Genomic DNA, 18,591 nt, shown 5'->3' with positions numbered 1-18,591 from the left:
AGATGCTCGAGACACCTTGGCCGCTGCTCAACCCGCCGCATGTGGACCGTGCGGATCAGCGTGAGGCGCTGGTGCGGCAACTGACGATCAGCCTGCAGCGCGGGACAGCGTTTCGCTTCTACGTGCATGCGCTCGACGGATACGGCCGCCGCAGTCTGGCCGCCGAGTTCTTCCACGAATACAAGGAGGCGTTCGGCGAGGCCTGGGTAGAGGTCGAGGCCCGGCGGGCAGACGGCACCCTGGTCGCACCGGGAGAGATGCTCGGTCAGGCGCTTCGCGGGCTCAGCGTTCCGGCGAGCGAGCTGCCCGACTCCGACGACGAACGTCGGCACCAATACGGTCTGCTGAGCGCACGACACAAGTTCCTGCTGGTGCTCAAGAACGTCGTGACGGTCGAGCAGGTCGAGCCGCTGCTGCCGTCCTCGCCGACAGCCGGTGTCATCGTGACAGTCGATCACGACATGCGCGAACTTCGCCGGCTGAACTTCGAAGCGATCGAGCTGGGGAAGCTCCCGAAGCCGTTCGGCGCGCAATTGATGCGTGAACTCCTGCTGACCGAGCACGACGAGATCGACTCGGCGACGATGGGGCAACTGCTGGAACTGTGCGACGGCCATCCGCTTCTGCTGCGAGTGCTCGCAGCTCAGCTCCGAGGCCAGCCGGAGGTCGCCCGGAAGATCGTCTCGGACGTACGCGCGTCCCGGATCTCGGTGGTCGGCCTGGACGACTCCGGGCACATCGCCGCAACGCTGGACAGGGTATACCAGTTCGGTCTCACCCGCGCGCAGCAGCAGGCATATCGGCTGCTCGCCCTGATTCCGGGGCCTGATTTCGGCATCTCCGCCGCTGCTGCCGCGCTTGGGCTGTCTGAGGACGCGACCGATCGTCAGCTGCGTGAGCTCGCCGATCGCAAGGTCTTGCACCACGATCGGGAACGTGACCGTTTCGAGTTCCACACGATTCTTCGGGAGGACGCGAAGGAGCGAGCGTTGGCAACCGAGGGATCGGCAGGTTGCGCGAGCGTCGTCCGCACGGTGCTGGAGTGGGCGCTCGAGGCGGTCGGTCCGCGTGAGGAGGCTCTGGTCGAGCGATGGCGAGTCTGGCCGTTGACGCCGACCGGCGCGCTGGAGTCGCGATCGGTGGCCTTCAGCTGGTTCGATGCCGAGTGGCGTTCGGTGTGTGCAGGCGTCATCGCGGCAACGCGGTACGGCTTCAACGACCTGGCGTGGAAGCTTTGTGTCGGTGTTTTCAGCTATCTGCGGATCCGGGGCCACATCGACGACTGCATCAAAACGCACAACGCCGGCCTGGAAGCCGCGGAGTTGGCCGGTGATCTTGGCGCCGTCATGCAGCTTCGATCCCAGCGAGGCGCCGGATGGCTGGCGAAAGGCGATCTCGACGCAGCCGAGGCAGACTTCCGGAATTCACTGGAGTTCGCGAACCGGATCAGTCATCTTCCTGGTCTGCAGAGCGGCTACGAATGGCTCGGCAAGACCGAGCTGGCAAGAGCGAGGGTAGCTTGGCGCGTCGCCGCCGGGTCGCTCACGGCCGGCGACGACCACCTCGCCGCTGCCATGCGGTACTTCGGTCTCTCCCGGCAGGTCGTCTCCGGAGCGGGGGCGGCGCTGCCGGTCGGTCAGACCGATCGGATGCTCGCCTTGCTTGCGATGCAGGAATCGCGAGCAGCCGTGGCGAAGGCGTTCGCGTGTCAGCGCGCGGGACTGCCTGCGACGGCCGTGTCTGAGGCTGCGCACATTGCCGGGACGCACGCGGTTGTAGCGCTCGACTACTTCGGGCCGGACCATCCGGAGCTCGACAATCGCGCCAAATGCCTGCAGTTGCTGGGTCAGGCTGAACTGCTCAGCGCCGATCCCAGCGTCTCCGTTGCGCGGTTCGACGAGGCCGTCGCACTGTTCGCGGCCGATCGGACACCTCGCGCTGAGGCTGCGGCACGCGCCGATCTCGGCGACGCACTGACCGCGCTCGGCGAGGACGAGCGCGCCCGGGCGGAGTTCACCGCGGCCCAGGGTCTGTTCGCCGAGCTCGGCGACGAGCGTGCCGCGGCGATGAAGGCGAGGCTCGCTCGGGACTGAATGTCACCTGGCCGACGAGTGACGGACGATCTCCGCGTGCAGCATGCGGTGCCCGAGTCGTACGTCGAAGGTCGTCGGCAAGTCCAACCAGGACATGCCGCGCGAAAGTTCTGCGTACAGCACGGACACAGCCGGCAGTGGGTCACCGGTGTCGGTCCGCAGGAGCAGTTCGGCTCCGTCGCGGCGGACGACCCGGCAGACCGGTCCGGGGACGGCGATCATCGAGCAGGCCGGGTGGCGATCGAAAACCTCCCGCAGTTGGGCGCTCGTCAGTACTTCATCGGCCACCTGAATTGCCGCGAGGCCGGAGAGATCCGGGCGGGGCTCGTCGGTGGCCGCCAGGAGGTGGCGTCGTACGCGGTTGGGTTCCTGATCGCGGCGTGCCTCGGGTTCCGACGGCCAACGCCGTACGTGATAGCTGTTTTCGGTCGAACCGGTGACGGATGCCCACCAGGTGGTCGCGGCGGTCCCGATGGGGCTGAGGTCTGCGGGGGAGTACGGCGGCGTCGGCGCGGGAGACGTCGGCGGTTCGAGCGCCATCATCCGGTAGAAGGCGATCCGGAGTCTGGCCGACGCCATGCCTGGCTCGGATGACACGAGGGTACGGACCGGTGACTGCTGGCGTGCATCGGTGACATGGACGGCGAGTTGCTCTGGGAACGGACGACGCCGGTCGATCCTGCGCGCCGTACGGCCGAGGGCGTCGATGGCGGATGTCGGTACGACGTCCTGGTACTCGAATGCCCCGAGTACGGTGGGTACGCCGACTGCTGCGGCGTACCCGCTGACGGCACCGTTGTCGCCGATGAGGACGTCTGAAGCCAAGATGGTCTGTTGCCAGCCGCGGTCCGGTGGGATCAGCCGTAGGCCGCTGCGTAGGCAGTCGCCGAGCCAGAGCTTGATCTGGGCGGCGCCGTGGGCGTACCAAATGTTCGGGTGCAGGACGAGCGCCAGGGTGTAGCTGTCGAGGTCGAGCTCGGCAGTGAGACTGGCAACGAGGTCGGGGCGGCTGCCGAAGAGCGAGCGCGGCCCCCAGGTGGAGCTGATCGTGACGAGCGTCCGGTCGTCGTCGATTCCGAGTGCTTCCCGATACCGGACGCGGTTGTGCGTGCTGGCGAGAAGCCGATCGAAACAGGGGTCGCCGGCAACGATCGCCGCCGTCGCAGCCTCAGGTACGGCTGACCGCAAGCGGTCGAGTTGCTCGGTGTGCGACAACACGATCGCCTTCGCGATCAGCTCACCATCACGCACCAACCACGGCGCAGACAGCCCGTAGGTGTCCCGGCTCCCGGCTCCCGGCTCCCGGCTCCCGGCTCCCGGCTCCCGGCTCCCGGTCGAGTATTTAGTATACCCCATACCATGAGAGAGCACGGCGAGTGGTGCCTGGATGCGTTGCAAAGGTCCGCTGTGGTGAGCCGACAGCGCAAGGTCGAACCTGGTGCGCAACGCCTGCTCCCACGGAACGACGACAGCTCCGGCGGCGGCCAGGTACTGCTTGAGGTCGGGTGAGATCACCGCCGCGTCAGGAAACGTGAAGACCAGCTGGATCCGGCGATCCGAGTCGAAGACCGGGAGAACATCCTGAAACCTGTTCCAGGCGGTGATCGTGTGTACGACGACGAGGACCGTGCGTTCCGTTGCCATGGTCAACCGATCGGCCGCGTCCGGATCGACAACGGCGGGCAGTCTGCCTTCGATCGGCACCGGGATCTCCTCGGACAGTGGGTGTACGCCATCGTAGTCATCGGGCCGCCGCACGCCACGTCACCGTTCGGACCGGTAGTTTGCCGCCATGACTCCGACCTGGGTAACTCTGCTGGTGGCGTTCATCGGCCTGGCGGGCATCCTGCTCACCCAATGGCGGGCCGATCGCCGTGCCGACCGGCTGGACTCTGCGGCTAGGACCGAGCGTCGGCGGAGCGAGTGCAGGACGGTGTTCACCGCTCTCTTCCGGGCAGCGGACGCACTCGACGATGCGACCGGCGACGTACCAGGAGAACCCACACCGGACGCGGCTCTCGCGCAGTTGCGGTTCGAGCGGGCGTCGGTCGAGTTCGCGGCGCCGGCGCTCGCTGCCGCGGAGCTGGCAGCTGTGCTGGCCGCCGGCGTGCGGCTGGTCGCACTCACCACGAGGACGTCGCGTACCCGCGACGTGTTTCTAGAGGCGAGGCTCGACTACCAGCGGGCGGTCGCTGATCTCAAGAAGGCTGTTCAGGAATACCTGAACGGCCTCTGAGAGCCCGTTCGGGCTGCGGTCATGTTGCCGTTGCCTGGAAGTCGCTGTGGGGTGTTTGGTTTCCGGCATGACTGATGCCGCAATTACCGCCATCACCAGGAGAGGTCTGTTGACCGCAGCCGGTGCGGGGACGATCGTCGCCTTGGCGCCGATCAGCTTCGCGGCTGCGGCGACCGGCACGACGAACACCCAGGTGGTGGAGGGACATATCGCACCAGGGCCGACGGACTTCGTGTACCTGCCGGTCAACGTCCCGCGAGGGGTGCAGCAGATCTCGGTGAGCTACAGCTATTCCAAGCCGACCGTCCCGTCCGGTACGCCGGGGAACTCCTGCGACATCGGGATCTTCGACGCGCGGGGCTTCGACTTCAACGGGTCCGGCTTCCGCGGCTGGTCCGGTGGCTTCCGGACCGCGTTCAGCATCAGTCGTACCGAGGCCACCCCGGGGTACCTGCCCGGCGACGTGATGCCGGGGACCTGGCACATCGTGCTCGGCCCGTACCAGGTGGCGCCGCAGGGCCTCGACTACCACGTCGAGGTCACGCTGACGTACGGCGACCCCGGCGCGGCGTACGTCCCGGCGTACCCGCCGAACCGGGCGAAGGGCCGCGGCCGCGACTGGTACCGCGGCGACTGCCACCTGCACACCGTGTACTCCGATGGACGCAACCAGCCCGCGGACGTGGCCGCTGGTGCGCGCGCGGCCGGCCTGGACTTCATGGTGTCGACCGACCACAACACCAGCGCCTCGCACGGCTCGTGGGGTCCGCTCGCCGGTGACGACCTGCTGATCGTCACGGGCGAGGAGGTCACCACGCGCAACGGCCACTGGCTGGCCCTCGGTACGAAGCCGGGACAGTGGGTGGACTGGCGGTTCCGGTCGCGCGACGGCGTGTTCGACAAGATCCAGCAGCAGGTCCACAAGGCCGGCGGGCTGTGCGTGTCGGCGCACCTGTACTGCCCGTGGATCGCGAGCGAGTGGAAGTTCGGGTTCGAGGGGCTCGACGCGACCGAGGTGTGGACCGGCCCGTGGGGATGGGACGACGACGCGGCCGTCTCGACCTGGGCGAACCTGCTCGCCGCCGCGGTCCGGGAGAAGAAGCCGTGGCTGCCCGCGATGGGTAACAGCGACGCCCACAACCCGGGCAACGTCATCGGCCTGCCGCAAAACGTCGTCCTCGCCGACGACCTGTCCAAGGACGCGGTCCTCGCCGGTCTGAAGGCCGGCCGGTCGTGGATCGCCGAGTCCTCGAAGGTATCTCTCGAGTTCACCGCGACCTCGGCGTACGGCCGGAAGGCGGGGATCGGCGAGCGGCTGGCGGCGCAGCCGACCGAGCAGATCACCGTGACGGCCAAGGTCGGTGGCGTACCGAACGGCACCGTGCGGATCCTGACCGACGAGGGGCAGATGCTGCAGAGCAGCCTGGACAGCACAGGCGCCGGTACGGTCACCTGGCTGACCACGCCGCTCAGCGCCGCGTTCGTCCGCGCCGAGGTCCGGCATCCGCTCGCCGACGGTACGCCGGGTCACACCTCGATGGACCCGGGCCTGACCTTCGGTTCGATGGCTGCGCTCACCAACCCGATCTTCCTCGGGCGCGGCTGACGCTCACGCGGGCCCGGCGTACAGGACGGGGTTCAGGGGAGTCTGCGGGACCTGACCGATCTGTGCGCCGGGCATCCAGCTGGCGATGTCGTTGCGCTGGAACTCGTTGGTCGGCTCGGTGATGCGTACGTCGGCGTCCAGGTAGATGACGGTCATCACCCGGCGCGGGACCGAGCCGCGGTTCGGGCCGGCGTGGTGGAAGGTCCAGCCGCGGTGGAAGCTGGCGTCGCCGAGGGCGAACGGCTCGACGACGTCTTCGAACTTCTGCTCGGCCACGGCCTGCGCGAGCCGCTCCTCGGACTCGTCGGAGATCCCGAGGTCCCGGCCGAACGCGAAGTTGTGGCTGCCGCGGGCGAACGCGAGCGGCCCCATTTCGAGCGGCGTCTCCTGCAGCGGCAGCCAGATCGTCACGCAGCGGTCGCTGGACAGCGGCCAGTAGTACTGGTCGGCGTGCCAGGGCGTGATGCCGCCGCTCGGCTCCTTGTAGAGCGCCTGGTCGTGGTAGAGGCGTACCGAGTGCACGCCGAGGAGCTGTGCGGCGATGCCGGCGAGGCGGCGCGAGAAGACCAGCTCCTTGACCTTCTCGTGCTGCCGCCACAGGTTCATCACCTGGAGGAACGCCTTGCCGTAGGTGTCGCGTTCGGCCAGCGGCAGGTGCTGCGTGTTCAGCCGGATCACCTCGCTGGTGATGGTGGGCTCGTACTCGGCGATGGTCTCGGGGCTCAGGACACCGGAGAGGTGAACGAACCCGTCGCGGGTGAAGTCGGCGGTGGCGGTCGGGGGCAGCGTGTCGTACGGCGTGTCCAGCTCGGTCGTCATACTCCAACGATTCCAATCCGGCGTCGTCGGCGCTACGTCGCTGATGGCCTGTTCTGGTACTGGGTTGTCCTTCTACGATGGGCCGATGAAGCCGCGCTACGAGCGACCCGGGGTCGCGGACGGCTCGACGTTCCTCAGCTTCTTGCGCTGTGAAGACTCGTTCGACTTCGCGTGGCACTTCCACAGCGAGTACGAGCTGACGCTGATCACGGCCGGATCCGGCACGAGATATGTGGGTACCACTGTCGAGCGGTATCTACCGGGTGACCTCGTCCTGCTGGGTCCCGAGCTGCCGCACACGTACGCGTCGGCGCAGCGGTCCGAGGCCGCGGTCACGCAGTTCCGGCACGACTTCCTCGGGCCGGGCTTCTTCGACCTCCCGCAGTTCGGCGCGATCCGGCGGTTGCTGGGCGGATCGTCGCGGGGGCTGTCCTTCGGCGCCGTCCCGCCGGAGCTGTCGGCCGCCATCGCCGCGCTGCCTCAGCTCGGACCGGCCGACCAGACCGTGCGGCTGCTCGACGTCCTGGCCCGCCTGGCGACGGCCGCGTCCACACCCGTCACGGGCGCCGGGTACGCCGCCGCGCCGAGCATCGTCGTACGTGACCGGGTCGATGTCGTGTGCCGGCACCTGCAGGAGACGCACACGGAGCCGGTGCAACTGGAGGAGATCGCGGCGCTCGTGCACCTCACGCCGACGTCGTTCAGCCGCTTCTTCCGCCGCGCCCTCGGATGCACCCTCACGGACTACGTCAACCAGTTGCGCGTCGAGACCGCCAGCCGGCTGCTCACGACCACCTCGCTCCCGATCACCGACGTAGCGACCCGCAGCGGCTTCCGGAACCTCGCCAACTTCAACCGCCGCTTCCGCGAACTCAAGTCGATGCGACCCACCGAGTACCGCGCGGCGCACCCGGCGGCTACGCTCTCCGCCCGATGAGTATTCAGTTCGGCGGTGACTACAACCCGGAGCAGTGGGACGAGGCGACGTGGATCGAGGACGTCGCGCTGATGCGGGCGGCCGGCGTCACGATGGTCACGGTCGGCGTCTTCTCCTGGGCGAGGCTCGAACCGGTCGAGGGGGAGTACGAGTTCGGCTGGCTCGACCGGGTGCTCGAGCTGCTGCACGAGGGCGGGATCAAGGTCTGCCTCGCGACGCCGACGGCGGCACCGCCCGCGTGGATGGCGCGGCGGTATCCTGAGACGTTGTCGGTCGACCGCAACGGGCAGCGGCGTACGTTCGGATCCCGCGCGCACTTCTGCCCGTCGTCACCGCGCTACCGGCAGCGGAGCGCGGCGATCGCGGACGCGCTGGCCGAGCGGTACGCCGATCATCCGGCGCTGGCGCTGTGGCACATCAACAACGAGTACAACGCCGAGTGCTACTGCGACGTCTCGGCTGCCGATTTCCGCGCGTGGCTGCGGGAACGGTACGGGACGATCGAGGCGCTGAACGAGACCTGGGGGACCGCGGTCTGGGGGCAGACGTACGCCGAGTGGGCGGAGGTGGAGCCGCCGCGGCCGTCGATCACGTTGCTCAACCCGGCGCGGCTGCTCGATTGGCGCCGGTTCGTGTCCGACGCGACGCTCGCGTGTTTCGTGAACGAGCGGGACGCGATCCGCCGGCGTACCCCGGGGGTCCCGGTGACGACGAACTTCATGACCATGCACAAGACGGTCGACCACTGGACCTGGGCGGCCGCGGAGGATGTCGTTGCCCTGGACGCCTATCCGGATCCGCACAGCCCGACCGGGTCGATCGACGTCGGCCTGGAGTACGACCGGATGCGGTCTCTGCGCGGCGGGCAGCCGTGGCTGTTGCTGGAGTCCGCGACGTCCGCGGTCGGCTGGCGCTCGGTGAACTCGGCACGCGACCCGGGCCAGCTGCGGGTGGCGTCCATGCAGGCCGTAGCGCGGGGCGCGGACGCGGTGATGTTCTTCCAGTGGCGCGCCTCGCGGCGCGGCGCCGAGCGGTTCCACTCGGCGATGGTCCCGCACAGCGGACCGGACAGCCGGATCTTCCGCGAGGTCAGCGCCCTCGGGCACGAGCTGGGCAAGCTCGCCGAGCTGGCCGGTACGACGGTGTCCGCGGATGTCGCGATCGTGTGGGACTGGACGTCCTGGACGACCCTCGACGAGTCGCCGCGCAGGTCGGAACACGTCACGTACGGCGACCAGGTGCTGCGGTACTACCGGCAGCTCTGGCATCGGAACATCGCCGTCGACCTCGTCCGCCCGACCGACGACCTGTCGGCGTACCGCCTGGTGCTGCTGCCGGCCGCCTTCGCCCTCGACGAGAACCCTTCGCTGGTGCAGTACGTCGCCGACGGCGGCCACCTGCTGGCGTCGTACGCCACCGGCACGATCGACACCACGGCCGCCGTGCATGCCGGGGGAGCACCCGGCCCGCTCCGTGAGGTGCTCGGGCTGCGCGTGGAGGAGGCGAACCCGCTCCCGGCCGGTGTCGAAGTACCTGTCGACGACGGGTACGCCGTGCTCTGGCAGGACATCATCGTCCCCGAGACCGCGACGGTGCTGTCCCGCTACACGGACGGGCCGTGGGCCGGAACGCCCGTGGTGACAGCGAATACGTACGGCGCCGGGATCGCGACGTACGTCGGCGCAACCCTGTCGGACCCACTTGCCGTACGTGTCCTCGATGAGGTCTGCCGCCGGGCAGGCGTCCACGGCCACGCCGCGGCACCGATGGTCGAGGTCGTCGAACGGCGCGGCGGCGAGTACCGCTACCACGTCGTCCTCAACCACCAAGCGGTCCCGGTGGACCACACGGCCCCGGCCGGCGTCGACCTGCTCACCGGCACCGAGTGCGGCGGTGAGATCCGCTTGCAGCCCTATGACGTCAAGGTGATCCGCCTCCCCGCGACGGCGTAGTGGAGGCGGACGGTTCCTGTTGTGTCTGTGTGTGCTGAGAGCAGCTCCAGTTGGGTAGCGGGCTCGCCGACCGCGAGAGGTGGGCCGTCCATGACCGACGGGGTGCCGAGGCCGCCGATCAGGGCGGGTAGGACCGTGACGTAGAGCTCGTCGATCAGGTCCGCGCGCAGGAGGGCGCCGTTCAGGCCGCCACCGGCCGTGGAGAGGACGCAGGTGATGCCGAGCTCGGTGCCCATGGCGGTGATGGCCGCGGGCAGGTCGACGTGGTCGTCGCCGGTGACGAGGTAGCAGATGCGTTCGCGGCGGAGGTAGGCGAGATAGTCGGTGGGCGTCGCCCGCGACACCAGCACGAGGGCGTCCCAGTTCTCGTGCTTCTCCGTCCACCGGACCCGCCCGCGGCCGTCGACGACCGTGAACCACATGTGCGGCGGCGACTCCTGCCCGACGATGTCCGCCGGCAGGAAATGCTCGTACAGCCCGTCGGCGTCGCCGTCGTACGCCGGAAGCGCGGCCGGCGTCTCGTTCTCCGCGACCAGGCTGCCGCTCCCTTCGAGGAACGCGTTGCAGCCGTACTGCGCCCGGAGCACTTCGATGACGTCGACCGCATCGGACGCCTTCGGAGTCAGCGCTGCCCACAACTCCGAACTCGGCGGCCGCATCAGCAACGCGTCCCGAGCCAGCGCCACCTTCCCGTCGGCACTCGCCCCGGCACTGACCACCACACGCGGCCGCTCACTCATCGTCGCCTCCCAGATCGTGGGCCCCAAGCTGTACCAGCACCCACCGACAGTTCTGATGGAATCGATGGGAGCCTTTGAGGTGTAGCGCAATCCGGAGGAGGAACAGCATGACGGGCTTCGACGACGTGGACGCACATCCCGGTGAACCGCACCGCGGCGGCATCGCCGAGCGGCTGAACTGGCTCCGAGCGGGGGTGCTGGGCGCGAACGACGGCATCGTGTCGACAGCCGGCCTCGTCGTAGGCGTGGCCGGCGCGACCACGTCGGCGACCGCGATCCTGACCGCGGGCATCGCCGGCCTGGTCGCCGGGGCGGTGTCGATGGCGCTGGGCGAGTACGTCTCGGTGAGCAGCCAGCGCGACACCGAACGCGCGCTGCTCGCGAAGGAACGCGCGGAGCTCGCGGAGTCGCCGGAGGACGAACTGGCGGAACTGACCGCGATCTACGTGGCGAAAGGGCTGCACCCGGACACGGCGAAGCAGGTGGCGGTGGAGCTCACCGAGCGAGACCCCTTGGTGGCGCACGCCGAGGCCGAGCTCGGAATCAGCCCCGACGACCTCACGAACCCATGGCACGCCGCCGGCGCGTCGGCCCTGGCGTTCACGGCCGGCGCGCTGCTACCCCTGATCGCGATCCTCCTCCCAGGCCCGAGCACCCGCGTCCCGATCACCTTCGCAGTCGTCCTCCTCGCCCTCGCCGGCACCGGCGCCCTGAGCGCCCAACTCGGCGAAGCCCGGCACCTACCGGCCGTAGCCCGCCTCGTCGTAGGCGGCGCACTGGCGATGGCAGTCACCTTCGCCGTAGGCCAACTCGTCGGCTCAACAGGCGCCTGAACCCGACGCGCAGCAGACGGGGAGGTCGGGACTTTGGACTCTGTCGTAGTCGTGTCGCGACGACGAGGGTGGGTAGCGAGAACGCGGCCCGACGACAGGGAGGAAGTTGTGATGAGCAAGTACATCCTCGTGGGTGTGGACGGTACGCCGGAGGCACACGTGGCACTGCGCTGGGCCGTGGACGCGGCCGAGCAGCGCGGTCTCGCCGTACGCGTCGTACGGGCCTATCTGAACGATCTCGACCGCTGGCCGGCGATCGGGATGGCCGGGTACGTGCCGCCGCCGCTGCCGCTGGACCAGTTCCAGGACGAACTCGACGAGGCGGTGCGGCTGGTCCGGGACCGGCTCGGCGAGGAGCGTGCCTCGGGAGTGCTGGCAGATCTCGATCCCGCACACGCGCTGCTGGGCGAGACCGGGAACGCGGAGCTGGTGGTCGTCGGTACCAGGTCGCCGAACAAGATGTCGGCCGCGTTCCTCGGCTCGGTCGCCACCGCGGTCGCGGCGAAAGCGCCCTGCCCGGTCGTCGTGGTCCGCGGCGAGCACCGCGCCGGGCCGGTCGTCGTCGGCTCGGACGGTTCGCCCGACTCCGAGGACGCGATCGCGTTCGCCTTCGAGGAGGCGGCGCGGGCCGGCGAGCTGCTGCGGGTCGTGTACTGCCGGCGGCCGGAGGCGGAGTACGCCGTACTCGTCGACAGCACGAAGGAACTCCTGAAGAACTGGCTGGCAGAGAGCCTCGCGCCGTACCAGGAGAAGTACCCCGCGGTGACGGTCCGGGCGACGGTCGTCGAAGGGCGGCCCAGCGCGAGCCTGATCCAGCTGTCCGAGATCGCCTCGCTGGTCGTCGTCGGCTCCCGTGGACGCGGCGGCGTGAAGGGCCTGCTGCTCGGCTCGGTCAGCCAGAGCCTCCTGCACCACGCCGCGTCCCCGGTCGCGATCATCCGACGCCGCTGACCGACGTCACCGCGGCCCTGGCCGCTGCAGGAAGTCGGCGACCGGCCGGCGTGCGGTGGTGCTGTGCGGGCGGTCGTGGCCGAAGCGGATGATCATGTGCGCGTGCCCCGGCCGCCCGGTACGGCGCTGCACCTTCCGGCGCAGGTCGTCGTACTCCAGTGGCTGGTTGAGGAACGACGCGCTGACGCCGGCCCGGGTCGCGGTCAGCAGCACGCGTTCGAGCGCGGCGCCCGCGGTCACGTGGTCGGCGGGCTCGTCGAACTCGGTGGAGAGTACGGCGAGATCCGGGTGCTGCTCGAACCGGCGTTCGCCGCGCAGCCGATCGGCCGGCTTGGTGCCGAGGTCCCGGACGGCCGACGGATAGCCGCTGGATCGCGGTCCGAGAGCCGTGCTGGGTACGCCGTCGACCGGTCGCTCGCCGCCGACCCAATGCTCGCGCTCGGCGCGACGGCGCCAGTCGTGGACCTCGCGCAGGTCGGTGTCGACAATCAGATCGTAGACAATCCGCAGATCCGCATCGCCCAGCCAGGTCAGCTCGGCGCCCTCGGCGTGCGCGGCCCGCATGAGCGCGACGCGGACGTTCTCGGCGATCGGTACGGCGTCGGACGGCGCGCGATCGGTGTGCCGGTACGGGATGTACCGGGCGAGGTCGAGCAACTCGTCGTCGCGCGCCGCGGACGGCTCGAGGACGATCCGGGCGAGCAGGTCCGGCTCGTCACTCGGGTACGGCGCCAGCCCGAACCAGGCGCCGTACCCGAGGGTCTCGGCCGCACACCGCAGGTTGAAGGTGGCGGCACCGGCGGCGATCCGCATCGCCCGCCCGCTCGGGTCCTCGGCGGGCAGCGTGCGCGACCCGTCCAGGTACACGTCGACCACCCGCCCGTCGACCTCGAACCGCCACGGCTGCGTGTTGTGCATGCTCGGCGCGGCAATAGCCGCCGAGACCAGTACGTCGACGTCCCCCGCCGAAAGCTGACCGGACACCACAGGCTCCTCCCACTAGTTCTCCACTCCCACCCTGCCGCCCGCGGCGCACCCGCCGCCGCAGCCAGAAGTCCCGAACCCACAGGCCCTTCGACCACACATGGGTTGAGCTAGGTGAGGGGGGCGCGGAGTTCGACGATGGTGCCGTGGGGGTGGATGGCGGTGATTTCTACGGTGCCGCCGAGGGATTGGGCGCGTTCGGTGAGGTTGCGGAGGCCGCTGTTGCGGCGGCGGTCGTCGATGCCGACGCCGTTGTCGGTGGTTCGGGTGATGACCTCGTCGCCGTCGACACTGACCTCGACCGTGACCTCGGACGCCTGGGCGTGCCGGACGACGTTCGACAGGGACTCGCGCACGGTGGCCAGGATCTGCGGACGGATCACCGCCGACACCACGGTGTCGATCGGCCCGGTGCACACCAGCCGTGGCCGGAAGCCGAGGGCCTCGGCGTACTCCGCGACGAGCGCCTGTACGTCGGCCCGCAACGAGCTGGCCCCCGGCGGCTGCTGGAGTTCGAAGATCGCGGCGCGGAGGTCGTGGATGGTGGTGTCGATGTCGTCGACCGCACGGGTCAGCCGCTGCTGCTGTTCGGGCCGTACGAGCCGCTGCATGCCCTGCAGCTGCAGCCCGGTCGCGAACAGCCGCTGGATGACGAGATCGTGCAGATCGCGGGCGATCCGGTCCCGGTCCTCGAGGACGGCAAGCAGGTCGCGGTCACGCTGCGCCTGGGCACGTTCGAGCGCCAGCGTCGCCTGCCCGGCGAACATCCGGGCCAGTTCGGCACCTTCGGCGATCTGGGTGCCGGTCCCGGACTCCGCCGCGACGACGAGTACGCCGCCGGTCCCGGAACTCCCCGGCGGCAACGACGCCAGCGTCGTACGGCCCAGCGCCACCCCCTCCGGAAACTCGTCCAGCCCGCCGGCGTTCCGCAGCACCTGCGCGAGATCCTCGATCACCACCTGCTCTCCGCCGCCGGCCCCCACCCGCCCCAAGATCGGAACAGTCCCCGGAACCCGACGCCCGACGTACTTCGCGAACTCGGCCGGCCCGTCGACAGCACGCACAACAAGCTCGTCCGCATCGGTGAGCAGTACGGCGGCAACCTGCCCGCCGAGCACCTCGCGCGACCGCTGGGCGATCAGCTGCAGCGCCTGGTCGGTGTCGAACTCGCCGAGCATCAGCTGCGTGATCTCGGCGGTCACCTCGTGCCAGTGCCGGCGCTGCTCGGTGTCGGCGTACAGCCTGGCGTTGTCGATCACCACCCCAGCGGCAGCGGCCAGAGCGGTGACGGTGCGCTCGTCGTCCTCGGTGAAGTCGGCGCCGCCGGTCTTCTCGGTCAGGTACAAGTTGCCGAAGGCATGTTCCCGGGTACGGATCGGGACGCCGAGGAAGCTCTTCATCGGCGGATGGTTGGCCGGGAACCCGTACGACCGCGGATGCTCGGCGAGGTCGTGCAGCCGGATCGACTCCGGGTGGTCGATCAGCAGACCGAGGATCCCGTGGCCCTCCGGGTACGGGCCGATCGCGGCGATCTCCTCGTCGGTCACTCCGTGGGTGATGAACCGGACGAGCCGTTTGCCGTCGGCGCCGACCACCCCGAGCGCGCCGTACCGGGCGCCGGCGAGTTCGCAGGCGGCCGTGACGATCCGGTCGAGCGTGCTGTTCAGGTCGAGATCCGCCCCGATGCCGACGACCGCGTCGAGCAGCGCCCGCAGCCGGTCCTGGTACTCGATGATCTCGTCGACCCGGCCGAGCAACTCCTGCAGCAGGGCATCCAGCCGCACCCGGGACAGCCCCGCGGGCTCCAACGCCCCTTCGTCCCAGGTCCCACGCACCCTGCCGGAGTCCCCCTCCACACGGTCAGCCTAGGCAACCCGCCCCCATGGCACCAGCCTGCGGCCCTGGACCGACTCGATGCCGAGGCGGATCAGGCGCGGCTCGTCCATCGGCATCCAGGAATGCAAGGCGAGGGTATGGCGCAACGCCGCGGCCTCGTCGTCCGTGACGACGGACAGGTGCCCGATCGCGGTCACGGTCCAGCCGACGTGACGTTCCGGCTCGACCTCGTCGGCCTCGAACGCGACGACGTCACCGCGCTCCGCGGCCCGGAACTTGTCGCCCTGCCCGCTGCTGAACACGATCGTGTCGTCGTCCAGGACGAAGTTGACCAGCCGGATGGCAGGCAGTCCGGCGTACGTGAAGACGAGCCGGCCGAGCGGCACGGAGCCGAGCAGCCGCAGGCACTCGGCCGGGGAGAGGATCGCCAGCCGGGACCGATCGGACAGTTTGCGGGTACTCACGTCTCCAGGGTGGCCGGGGCGACGCGCTACGGCCAGGGCCGAAAGTCCCGTGAGATCTTCCCCATTCGGACACGATTTGTTAAAACAAATTGACGTACCTGGCAATGTTGCCTGAGGCAGCATTGCCGGGGGCGCCGCTGTGAGGATAGCGTTCGCCAAATTGTCGCTGCGCGGGTTGGGCGCGGCGCTCGATCAGGAGGTTCGTGTGAAGCTCACGTCTGCCGTCGGGGTCACGGCGGCGATCGCCGCGGCGGCCCTCGGCCTCGCCGGATGTGCTCAGAAGAGCACCGGTTCCACGGACACCGGTGGGGATTCCGGGACGAAGACCGTCCGGGTCTTCCTCAGCGGCGACACCAACGTCCAGACGCTGTGGGAGAAGGACCTCGCGCCGGCCTTCGAGAAGGCGAACCCGGGCTACAAGGTCGACGTCACGCTCGACCTGCACGGCGAGCACGACGCGCAGACGATGGCGAAGCTGGCCAGCTCGGTCGCGCAGAAGAAGGACCCCGGCTTCGACATCGTCGACGGCGGGTTCGTGGCCAAGGCCTCGGCGGCGAACCTGCTGCAGCCGGTCGACGCGAGCAAGATCTCCGCGCTGTCCGACATCCCGGCGGACGTCGTGAAGGCGGGCGGCACCGGCGGCATCCCGTACCGCGGCTCGTCCGTGCTGCTGGCGTACGACACCAAGACCGTGCCGGCGCCGCCGAAGACGCTCGACGAACTGCTCGCCTGGATCAAGGCGCACCCGGGCAAGTTCACGTACAACTCGCCGAAGTCCGGCGGCTCGGGCGGCGCGTTCGTGGCGACGGTCCTGGACAAGTACGTGCCCGCCGACGCGCGCGAGAAGATGACGGTCGGGTACGAGAAGGACCTCGAGTCCAACTGGGACAAGGGTTTCGCCGAGCTGAAGGGCCTGGACCCGTACGTCTACCAGAAGGGCGTCTACCCGAACGGCAACCAGCAGACGCTGGACCTGCTCGCACACGGGCAGATCTCGATGGCCCCGGTCTGGTCCGACCAGTTCACCACCGGCGTCGCCAACGGCTCGATCCCGGCGAGCGTGAAGGCCGCGCAGATCTCCGACCCGTCGTTCACCGGCGGCGCGGCGTACCTCGGCATCCCGGCGAACACCCCGAACGGCGACGCCGCGCTGAAGCTGGTGAACTTCGTCCTCGAGCCGGCCCAGCAGGCGTCGATCGTGCAGGACATCTCCGGCTACCCGGCGATCTCGCAGGACAAGCTGCCGGCCGCGGTCGCGGCGAAGTTCGCGAACGCCGACACCCGGAACCTGCGCAAGGGCTACTACGACCAGATGGGCAAGGACCTCAACAAGCTGTGGGACGAGAAGGTGCCCGGCAAGTGAGCCGGCCGGTGCGACGGAGCCGGGAGGGGCAGGCTCGCGGCCTGTTCATGGCGCTGCCGCCGATCGTGCTGATCGCGCTGTTCATCGGGTTCCCGATCGTGCTCGCGTTCCTGTTCAGCCTCGGCTACACCGGTGGCCTGAACCGGACGATCGCGCTGATCGGCCAGAACGTCCACCACGCGAACGGCGGTACGCCGACACTCGGCGCCTACTCCGACCTGTTCTCCGACCAGCGTTTCCTCGGGGACCTGGTGGTGACGGTCGTCGTCACGCTCGTCAGTACGACGGTCGTGATCCTGCTCGCGACGACGATCGGGCTGTACCTGAAGTGCCGCGGCGGGATCCTCGGCAAGGTGCTGTCGGCGCTGGCGGTGATCCCGCTGTTCATCCCGGTGGTGATCGCGTCCTGGGCGATCCTCGGGTTCTACTCGGCCGACGGGTTCCTGCGCAGCGTGGCGGCACAGTTCGGGGTGGAGTTCCCGATCTGGTCGTTCACGATGGTGACGGTGATCATCGGGTCGGTGTGGACGTCGCTGCCGTTCGCGACGCTCCTGGTCTCGTCCGGGCTGCAGTCCGTCCCACAGGCGATGATCGACGCCGCCCGGGACGCCGGCGCCTCGTTCTTCCGGGTCGTCACGTCGGTGCTCGTCCCGATGGCAGGCGTGCCGATCGTGATCGCGACGACGTTCACGGCGATCGGTACGCTCGGCTCGTTCACGGTGCCGTACTTCACCGGACCGAACTCGCCGAACATGCTCGGCGTGGACATGTCGAACTACTTCTCGGCGTTCAACCAGCCGCAGCAGTCGGTGGTGATGGCGTTCGTGGTGTTCGCGATCGCGTCCGGGATCGCCGCGGTGTACGTGTGGGCGAACTTCCGCTCGGCCAAGGAAAGCGGGGCGGTCTGATGGCCGAGGCAACCATCGAGCGGGTGGCCCCGGTGGCGGAGACGTCCCGGGCGGTGCGGCGGGCCGTGAGCGGCGCGGTCGCGACGATCTTCGCGCTGGCGCTGGCGATCTTCATCATCGGCCCGCTCGCCTGGCTCGCGGTGCACGCGTTCGCGAAGAGCTGGACGTACCCGAACCTGTTTCCGGACGCGTGGACGCTGCACTGGTGGAGCGTCGTGTCGCAGGACCATGCGCTCGGGGTCGCCGTACAGAACTCGTTGTTCTTCGCGCCGATCACGGTGCTCGCGTCCGCGGTCGTCTGCCTGCCGGCGGCGTACGCGTTCGCGCGGTTCTCGTTCCCCGGCCGGCGGTTCTTCCTGATCGGGCTGTTCGCCGCGAACGCGTTCCCGAAGATGGGGCTGTTCGTGTCGCTGGCGGCGCTGTTCTACGCGCTGAACCTGATGAACACGATCCTCGGCATCCTGATCGTGCACGTGCTCGGCACGGTGGTGTTCATGACCTGGATCCCGGCCGCCGCGTTCGCCGCCGTACCGCGGAGTCTCGAGGAGGCGGCGCGGGACGCCGGGGCGTCGAAGCTGCGGACGTTCTTCAGCGTGACGCTGCCGATGGCGTTGCCGGGCATCCTGGTGGCCGCGATCATGAGCTTCCTCGCGTCGTTCGACGAGGCGCAGGGCACGTACCTGGTCGGCGCGCCGGACTACATGACGATGCCGACCGAGATGTACAGCCTGGTGCTCAACTATCCGACCCAGGTGGCGGCGGTGTTCTCGATCCTGCTCGCCATCCCTTCCGTCGCGCTGCTGCTGGCCGCGCAGAAGCACATCGTCGGCGGCCAGCTCGCCGAGGGCTTCCAGATCAAGTAGAGGCGC

Annotated in this window: 16 protein-coding genes; 10 read left to right on the top strand and 6 right to left on the bottom strand. The window is 69.2% G+C overall.

Translation table 11 applies throughout. The features are described from left to right. The first annotated feature begins 2 nt into the window (after positions 1–2). Positions 3–2,093: a hypothetical protein gene (locus tag ACFV9C_RS13680; RefSeq protein WP_380193454.1), complete on the top strand. Its 2,091-nt coding sequence runs from the start codon at positions 3–5 to the stop codon at positions 2,091–2,093. Positions 2,094–2,096: 3 nt separating this feature from the next. Here the strand turns inward: ACFV9C_RS13680 and ACFV9C_RS13675 are convergent, their stop codons facing one another. Further along, positions 2,097–3,851, bottom strand: a complete 1,755-nt coding sequence (locus tag ACFV9C_RS13675; RefSeq protein WP_380193452.1) for a hypothetical protein — start codon at positions 3,849–3,851, stop codon at positions 2,097–2,099. A 34-nt stretch (positions 3,852–3,885) separates the two neighbouring features. Between ACFV9C_RS13675 and ACFV9C_RS13670 the strand changes: the two genes are divergently transcribed. Next, entirely contained in the window at positions 3,886–4,329 is a 444-nt protein-coding gene (locus ACFV9C_RS13670; protein WP_380193450.1) for a hypothetical protein, read from the top strand. Positions 4,330–4,396: 67 nt separating this feature from the next. After that, positions 4,397–5,935, top strand: a complete 1,539-nt coding sequence (locus ACFV9C_RS13665) for a CehA/McbA family metallohydrolase (protein ID WP_380193448.1) — start codon at positions 4,397–4,399, stop codon at positions 5,933–5,935. A 3-nt stretch (positions 5,936–5,938) separates the two neighbouring features. On the opposite strand, the gene ACFV9C_RS13660 is transcribed toward ACFV9C_RS13665, so the two are convergent. Further along, positions 5,939–6,754, bottom strand: a complete 816-nt coding sequence (locus ACFV9C_RS13660) for a phytanoyl-CoA dioxygenase family protein (protein ID WP_380193447.1) — start codon at positions 6,752–6,754, stop codon at positions 5,939–5,941. An 85-nt stretch (positions 6,755–6,839) separates the two neighbouring features. Between ACFV9C_RS13660 and ACFV9C_RS13655 the strand changes: the two genes are divergently transcribed. Both ACFV9C_RS13655 and ACFV9C_RS13650 read left to right on the top strand, forming a co-directional pair. Next, positions 6,840–7,691, top strand: a complete 852-nt coding sequence (locus ACFV9C_RS13655) for an AraC family transcriptional regulator (protein WP_380193446.1) — start codon at positions 6,840–6,842, stop codon at positions 7,689–7,691. Continuing rightward, a complete protein-coding gene (locus tag ACFV9C_RS13650) occupies positions 7,688–9,643 on the top strand; it encodes a beta-galactosidase (RefSeq protein WP_380193445.1) in 1,956 nt (651 codons plus the stop codon). The genes ACFV9C_RS13655 and ACFV9C_RS13650 overlap by 4 nt, the downstream gene beginning before the upstream one ends. Here ACFV9C_RS13650 and ACFV9C_RS13645 read toward each other — a convergent pair. After that, a complete protein-coding gene (locus tag ACFV9C_RS13645) occupies positions 9,604–10,383 on the bottom strand; it encodes a RibD family protein (RefSeq protein WP_380193444.1) in 780 nt (259 codons plus the stop codon). The two genes, ACFV9C_RS13650 and ACFV9C_RS13645, sit on opposite strands and share 40 nt — an antisense overlap. 107 nt (positions 10,384–10,490) lie before the next feature. Between ACFV9C_RS13645 and ACFV9C_RS13640 the strand changes: the two genes are divergently transcribed. Next, on the top strand, positions 10,491–11,216 hold the full coding sequence (locus ACFV9C_RS13640) for a VIT family protein (protein WP_380193442.1): 726 nt from the start codon (positions 10,491–10,493) through the stop codon (positions 11,214–11,216). 111 nt (positions 11,217–11,327) lie between these two features. Beyond that, the gene (locus tag ACFV9C_RS13635) at positions 11,328–12,167 is read left to right on the top strand and encodes a universal stress protein (protein WP_380193441.1); all 840 of its coding nucleotides are present in this window, start codon (positions 11,328–11,330) and stop codon (positions 12,165–12,167) included. A 6-nt stretch (positions 12,168–12,173) separates the two neighbouring features. On the opposite strand, the gene ACFV9C_RS13630 is transcribed toward ACFV9C_RS13635, so the two are convergent. The 3 genes from ACFV9C_RS13630 to ACFV9C_RS13620 form a co-directional block, all read right to left on the bottom strand. Next, complete coding sequence (locus ACFV9C_RS13630) at positions 12,174–13,151, bottom strand: Acg family FMN-binding oxidoreductase (RefSeq protein WP_380193440.1); 978 nt, start codon at positions 13,149–13,151, stop codon at positions 12,174–12,176. Positions 13,152–13,261: 110 nt separating this feature from the next. Continuing rightward, positions 13,262–15,007 carry a GAF domain-containing protein gene (locus ACFV9C_RS13625; RefSeq protein WP_380193438.1) on the bottom strand — a complete coding sequence of 582 codons (1,746 nt, stop codon included), beginning with the start codon at positions 15,005–15,007 and terminating at the stop codon, positions 13,262–13,264. 9 nt (positions 15,008–15,016) lie between these two features. Beyond that, complete coding sequence (locus ACFV9C_RS13620; protein WP_380193436.1) at positions 15,017–15,451, bottom strand: pyridoxamine 5'-phosphate oxidase family protein; 435 nt, start codon at positions 15,449–15,451, stop codon at positions 15,017–15,019. Between the two features lie 205 nt (positions 15,452–15,656). On the opposite strand from ACFV9C_RS13620, the gene ACFV9C_RS13615 reads away from it, so the two are divergent. From ACFV9C_RS13615 to ACFV9C_RS13605, 3 genes are read left to right on the top strand one after another with little or no spacing between them, the layout of a single operon-like run. Then, positions 15,657–16,814 carry an extracellular solute-binding protein gene (locus ACFV9C_RS13615; protein ID WP_380193434.1) on the top strand — a complete coding sequence of 386 codons (1,158 nt, stop codon included), beginning with the start codon at positions 15,657–15,659 and terminating at the stop codon, positions 16,812–16,814. Continuing rightward, positions 16,811–17,722: an ABC transporter permease gene (locus tag ACFV9C_RS13610; RefSeq protein ID WP_380193432.1), complete on the top strand. Its 912-nt coding sequence runs from the start codon at positions 16,811–16,813 to the stop codon at positions 17,720–17,722. Before ACFV9C_RS13615 ends, ACFV9C_RS13610 begins: the two co-directional genes overlap by 4 nt. After that, positions 17,722–18,585, top strand: a complete 864-nt coding sequence (locus ACFV9C_RS13605; RefSeq protein ID WP_380193430.1) for an ABC transporter permease — start codon at positions 17,722–17,724, stop codon at positions 18,583–18,585. Before ACFV9C_RS13610 ends, ACFV9C_RS13605 begins: the two co-directional genes overlap by 1 nt. The last annotated feature ends 6 nt before the right edge of the window (positions 18,586–18,591 follow it).

It is taken from the genome of Kribbella sp. NPDC059898 (assembly GCF_042730855.1).
Taxonomy (GTDB): Bacteria; Actinomycetota; Actinomycetes; order Propionibacteriales; family Kribbellaceae; genus Kribbella.
The sequence above is the reverse complement of the archived record's forward strand: the minus strand, read 5'-3'. Positions and strand labels throughout refer to the sequence as shown.

Bases quoted from the DNA above. Each gene is read 5' to 3' on its own strand.
- ACFV9C_RS13680 (WP_380193454.1), top strand. From the start codon at position 3: ATGCTCGAGACACCTTGGCCGCTGCTCAACCCGCCGCATGTGGACCGT.
- ACFV9C_RS13655 (WP_380193446.1), top strand. From the start codon at position 6,840: ATGAAGCCGCGCTACGAGCGACCCGGGGTCGCGGACGGCTCGACGTTC.
- ACFV9C_RS13670 (WP_380193450.1), top strand. From the start codon at position 3,886: ATGACTCCGACCTGGGTAACTCTGCTGGTGGCGTTCATCGGCCTGGCG.
- ACFV9C_RS13640 (WP_380193442.1), top strand. From the start codon at position 10,491: ATGACGGGCTTCGACGACGTGGACGCACATCCCGGTGAACCGCACCGC.
- ACFV9C_RS13650 (WP_380193445.1), top strand. From the start codon at position 7,688: ATGAGTATTCAGTTCGGCGGTGACTACAACCCGGAGCAGTGGGACGAG.
- ACFV9C_RS13645 (WP_380193444.1), bottom strand. From the start codon at position 10,383: ATGAGTGAGCGGCCGCGTGTGGTGGTCAGTGCCGGGGCGAGTGCCGAC.
- ACFV9C_RS13660 (WP_380193447.1), bottom strand. From the start codon at position 6,754: ATGACGACCGAGCTGGACACGCCGTACGACACGCTGCCCCCGACCGCC.
- ACFV9C_RS13605 (WP_380193430.1), top strand. From the start codon at position 17,722: ATGGCCGAGGCAACCATCGAGCGGGTGGCCCCGGTGGCGGAGACGTCC.
- ACFV9C_RS13635 (WP_380193441.1), top strand. From the start codon at position 11,328: ATGAGCAAGTACATCCTCGTGGGTGTGGACGGTACGCCGGAGGCACAC.
- ACFV9C_RS13665 (WP_380193448.1), top strand. From the start codon at position 4,397: ATGACTGATGCCGCAATTACCGCCATCACCAGGAGAGGTCTGTTGACC.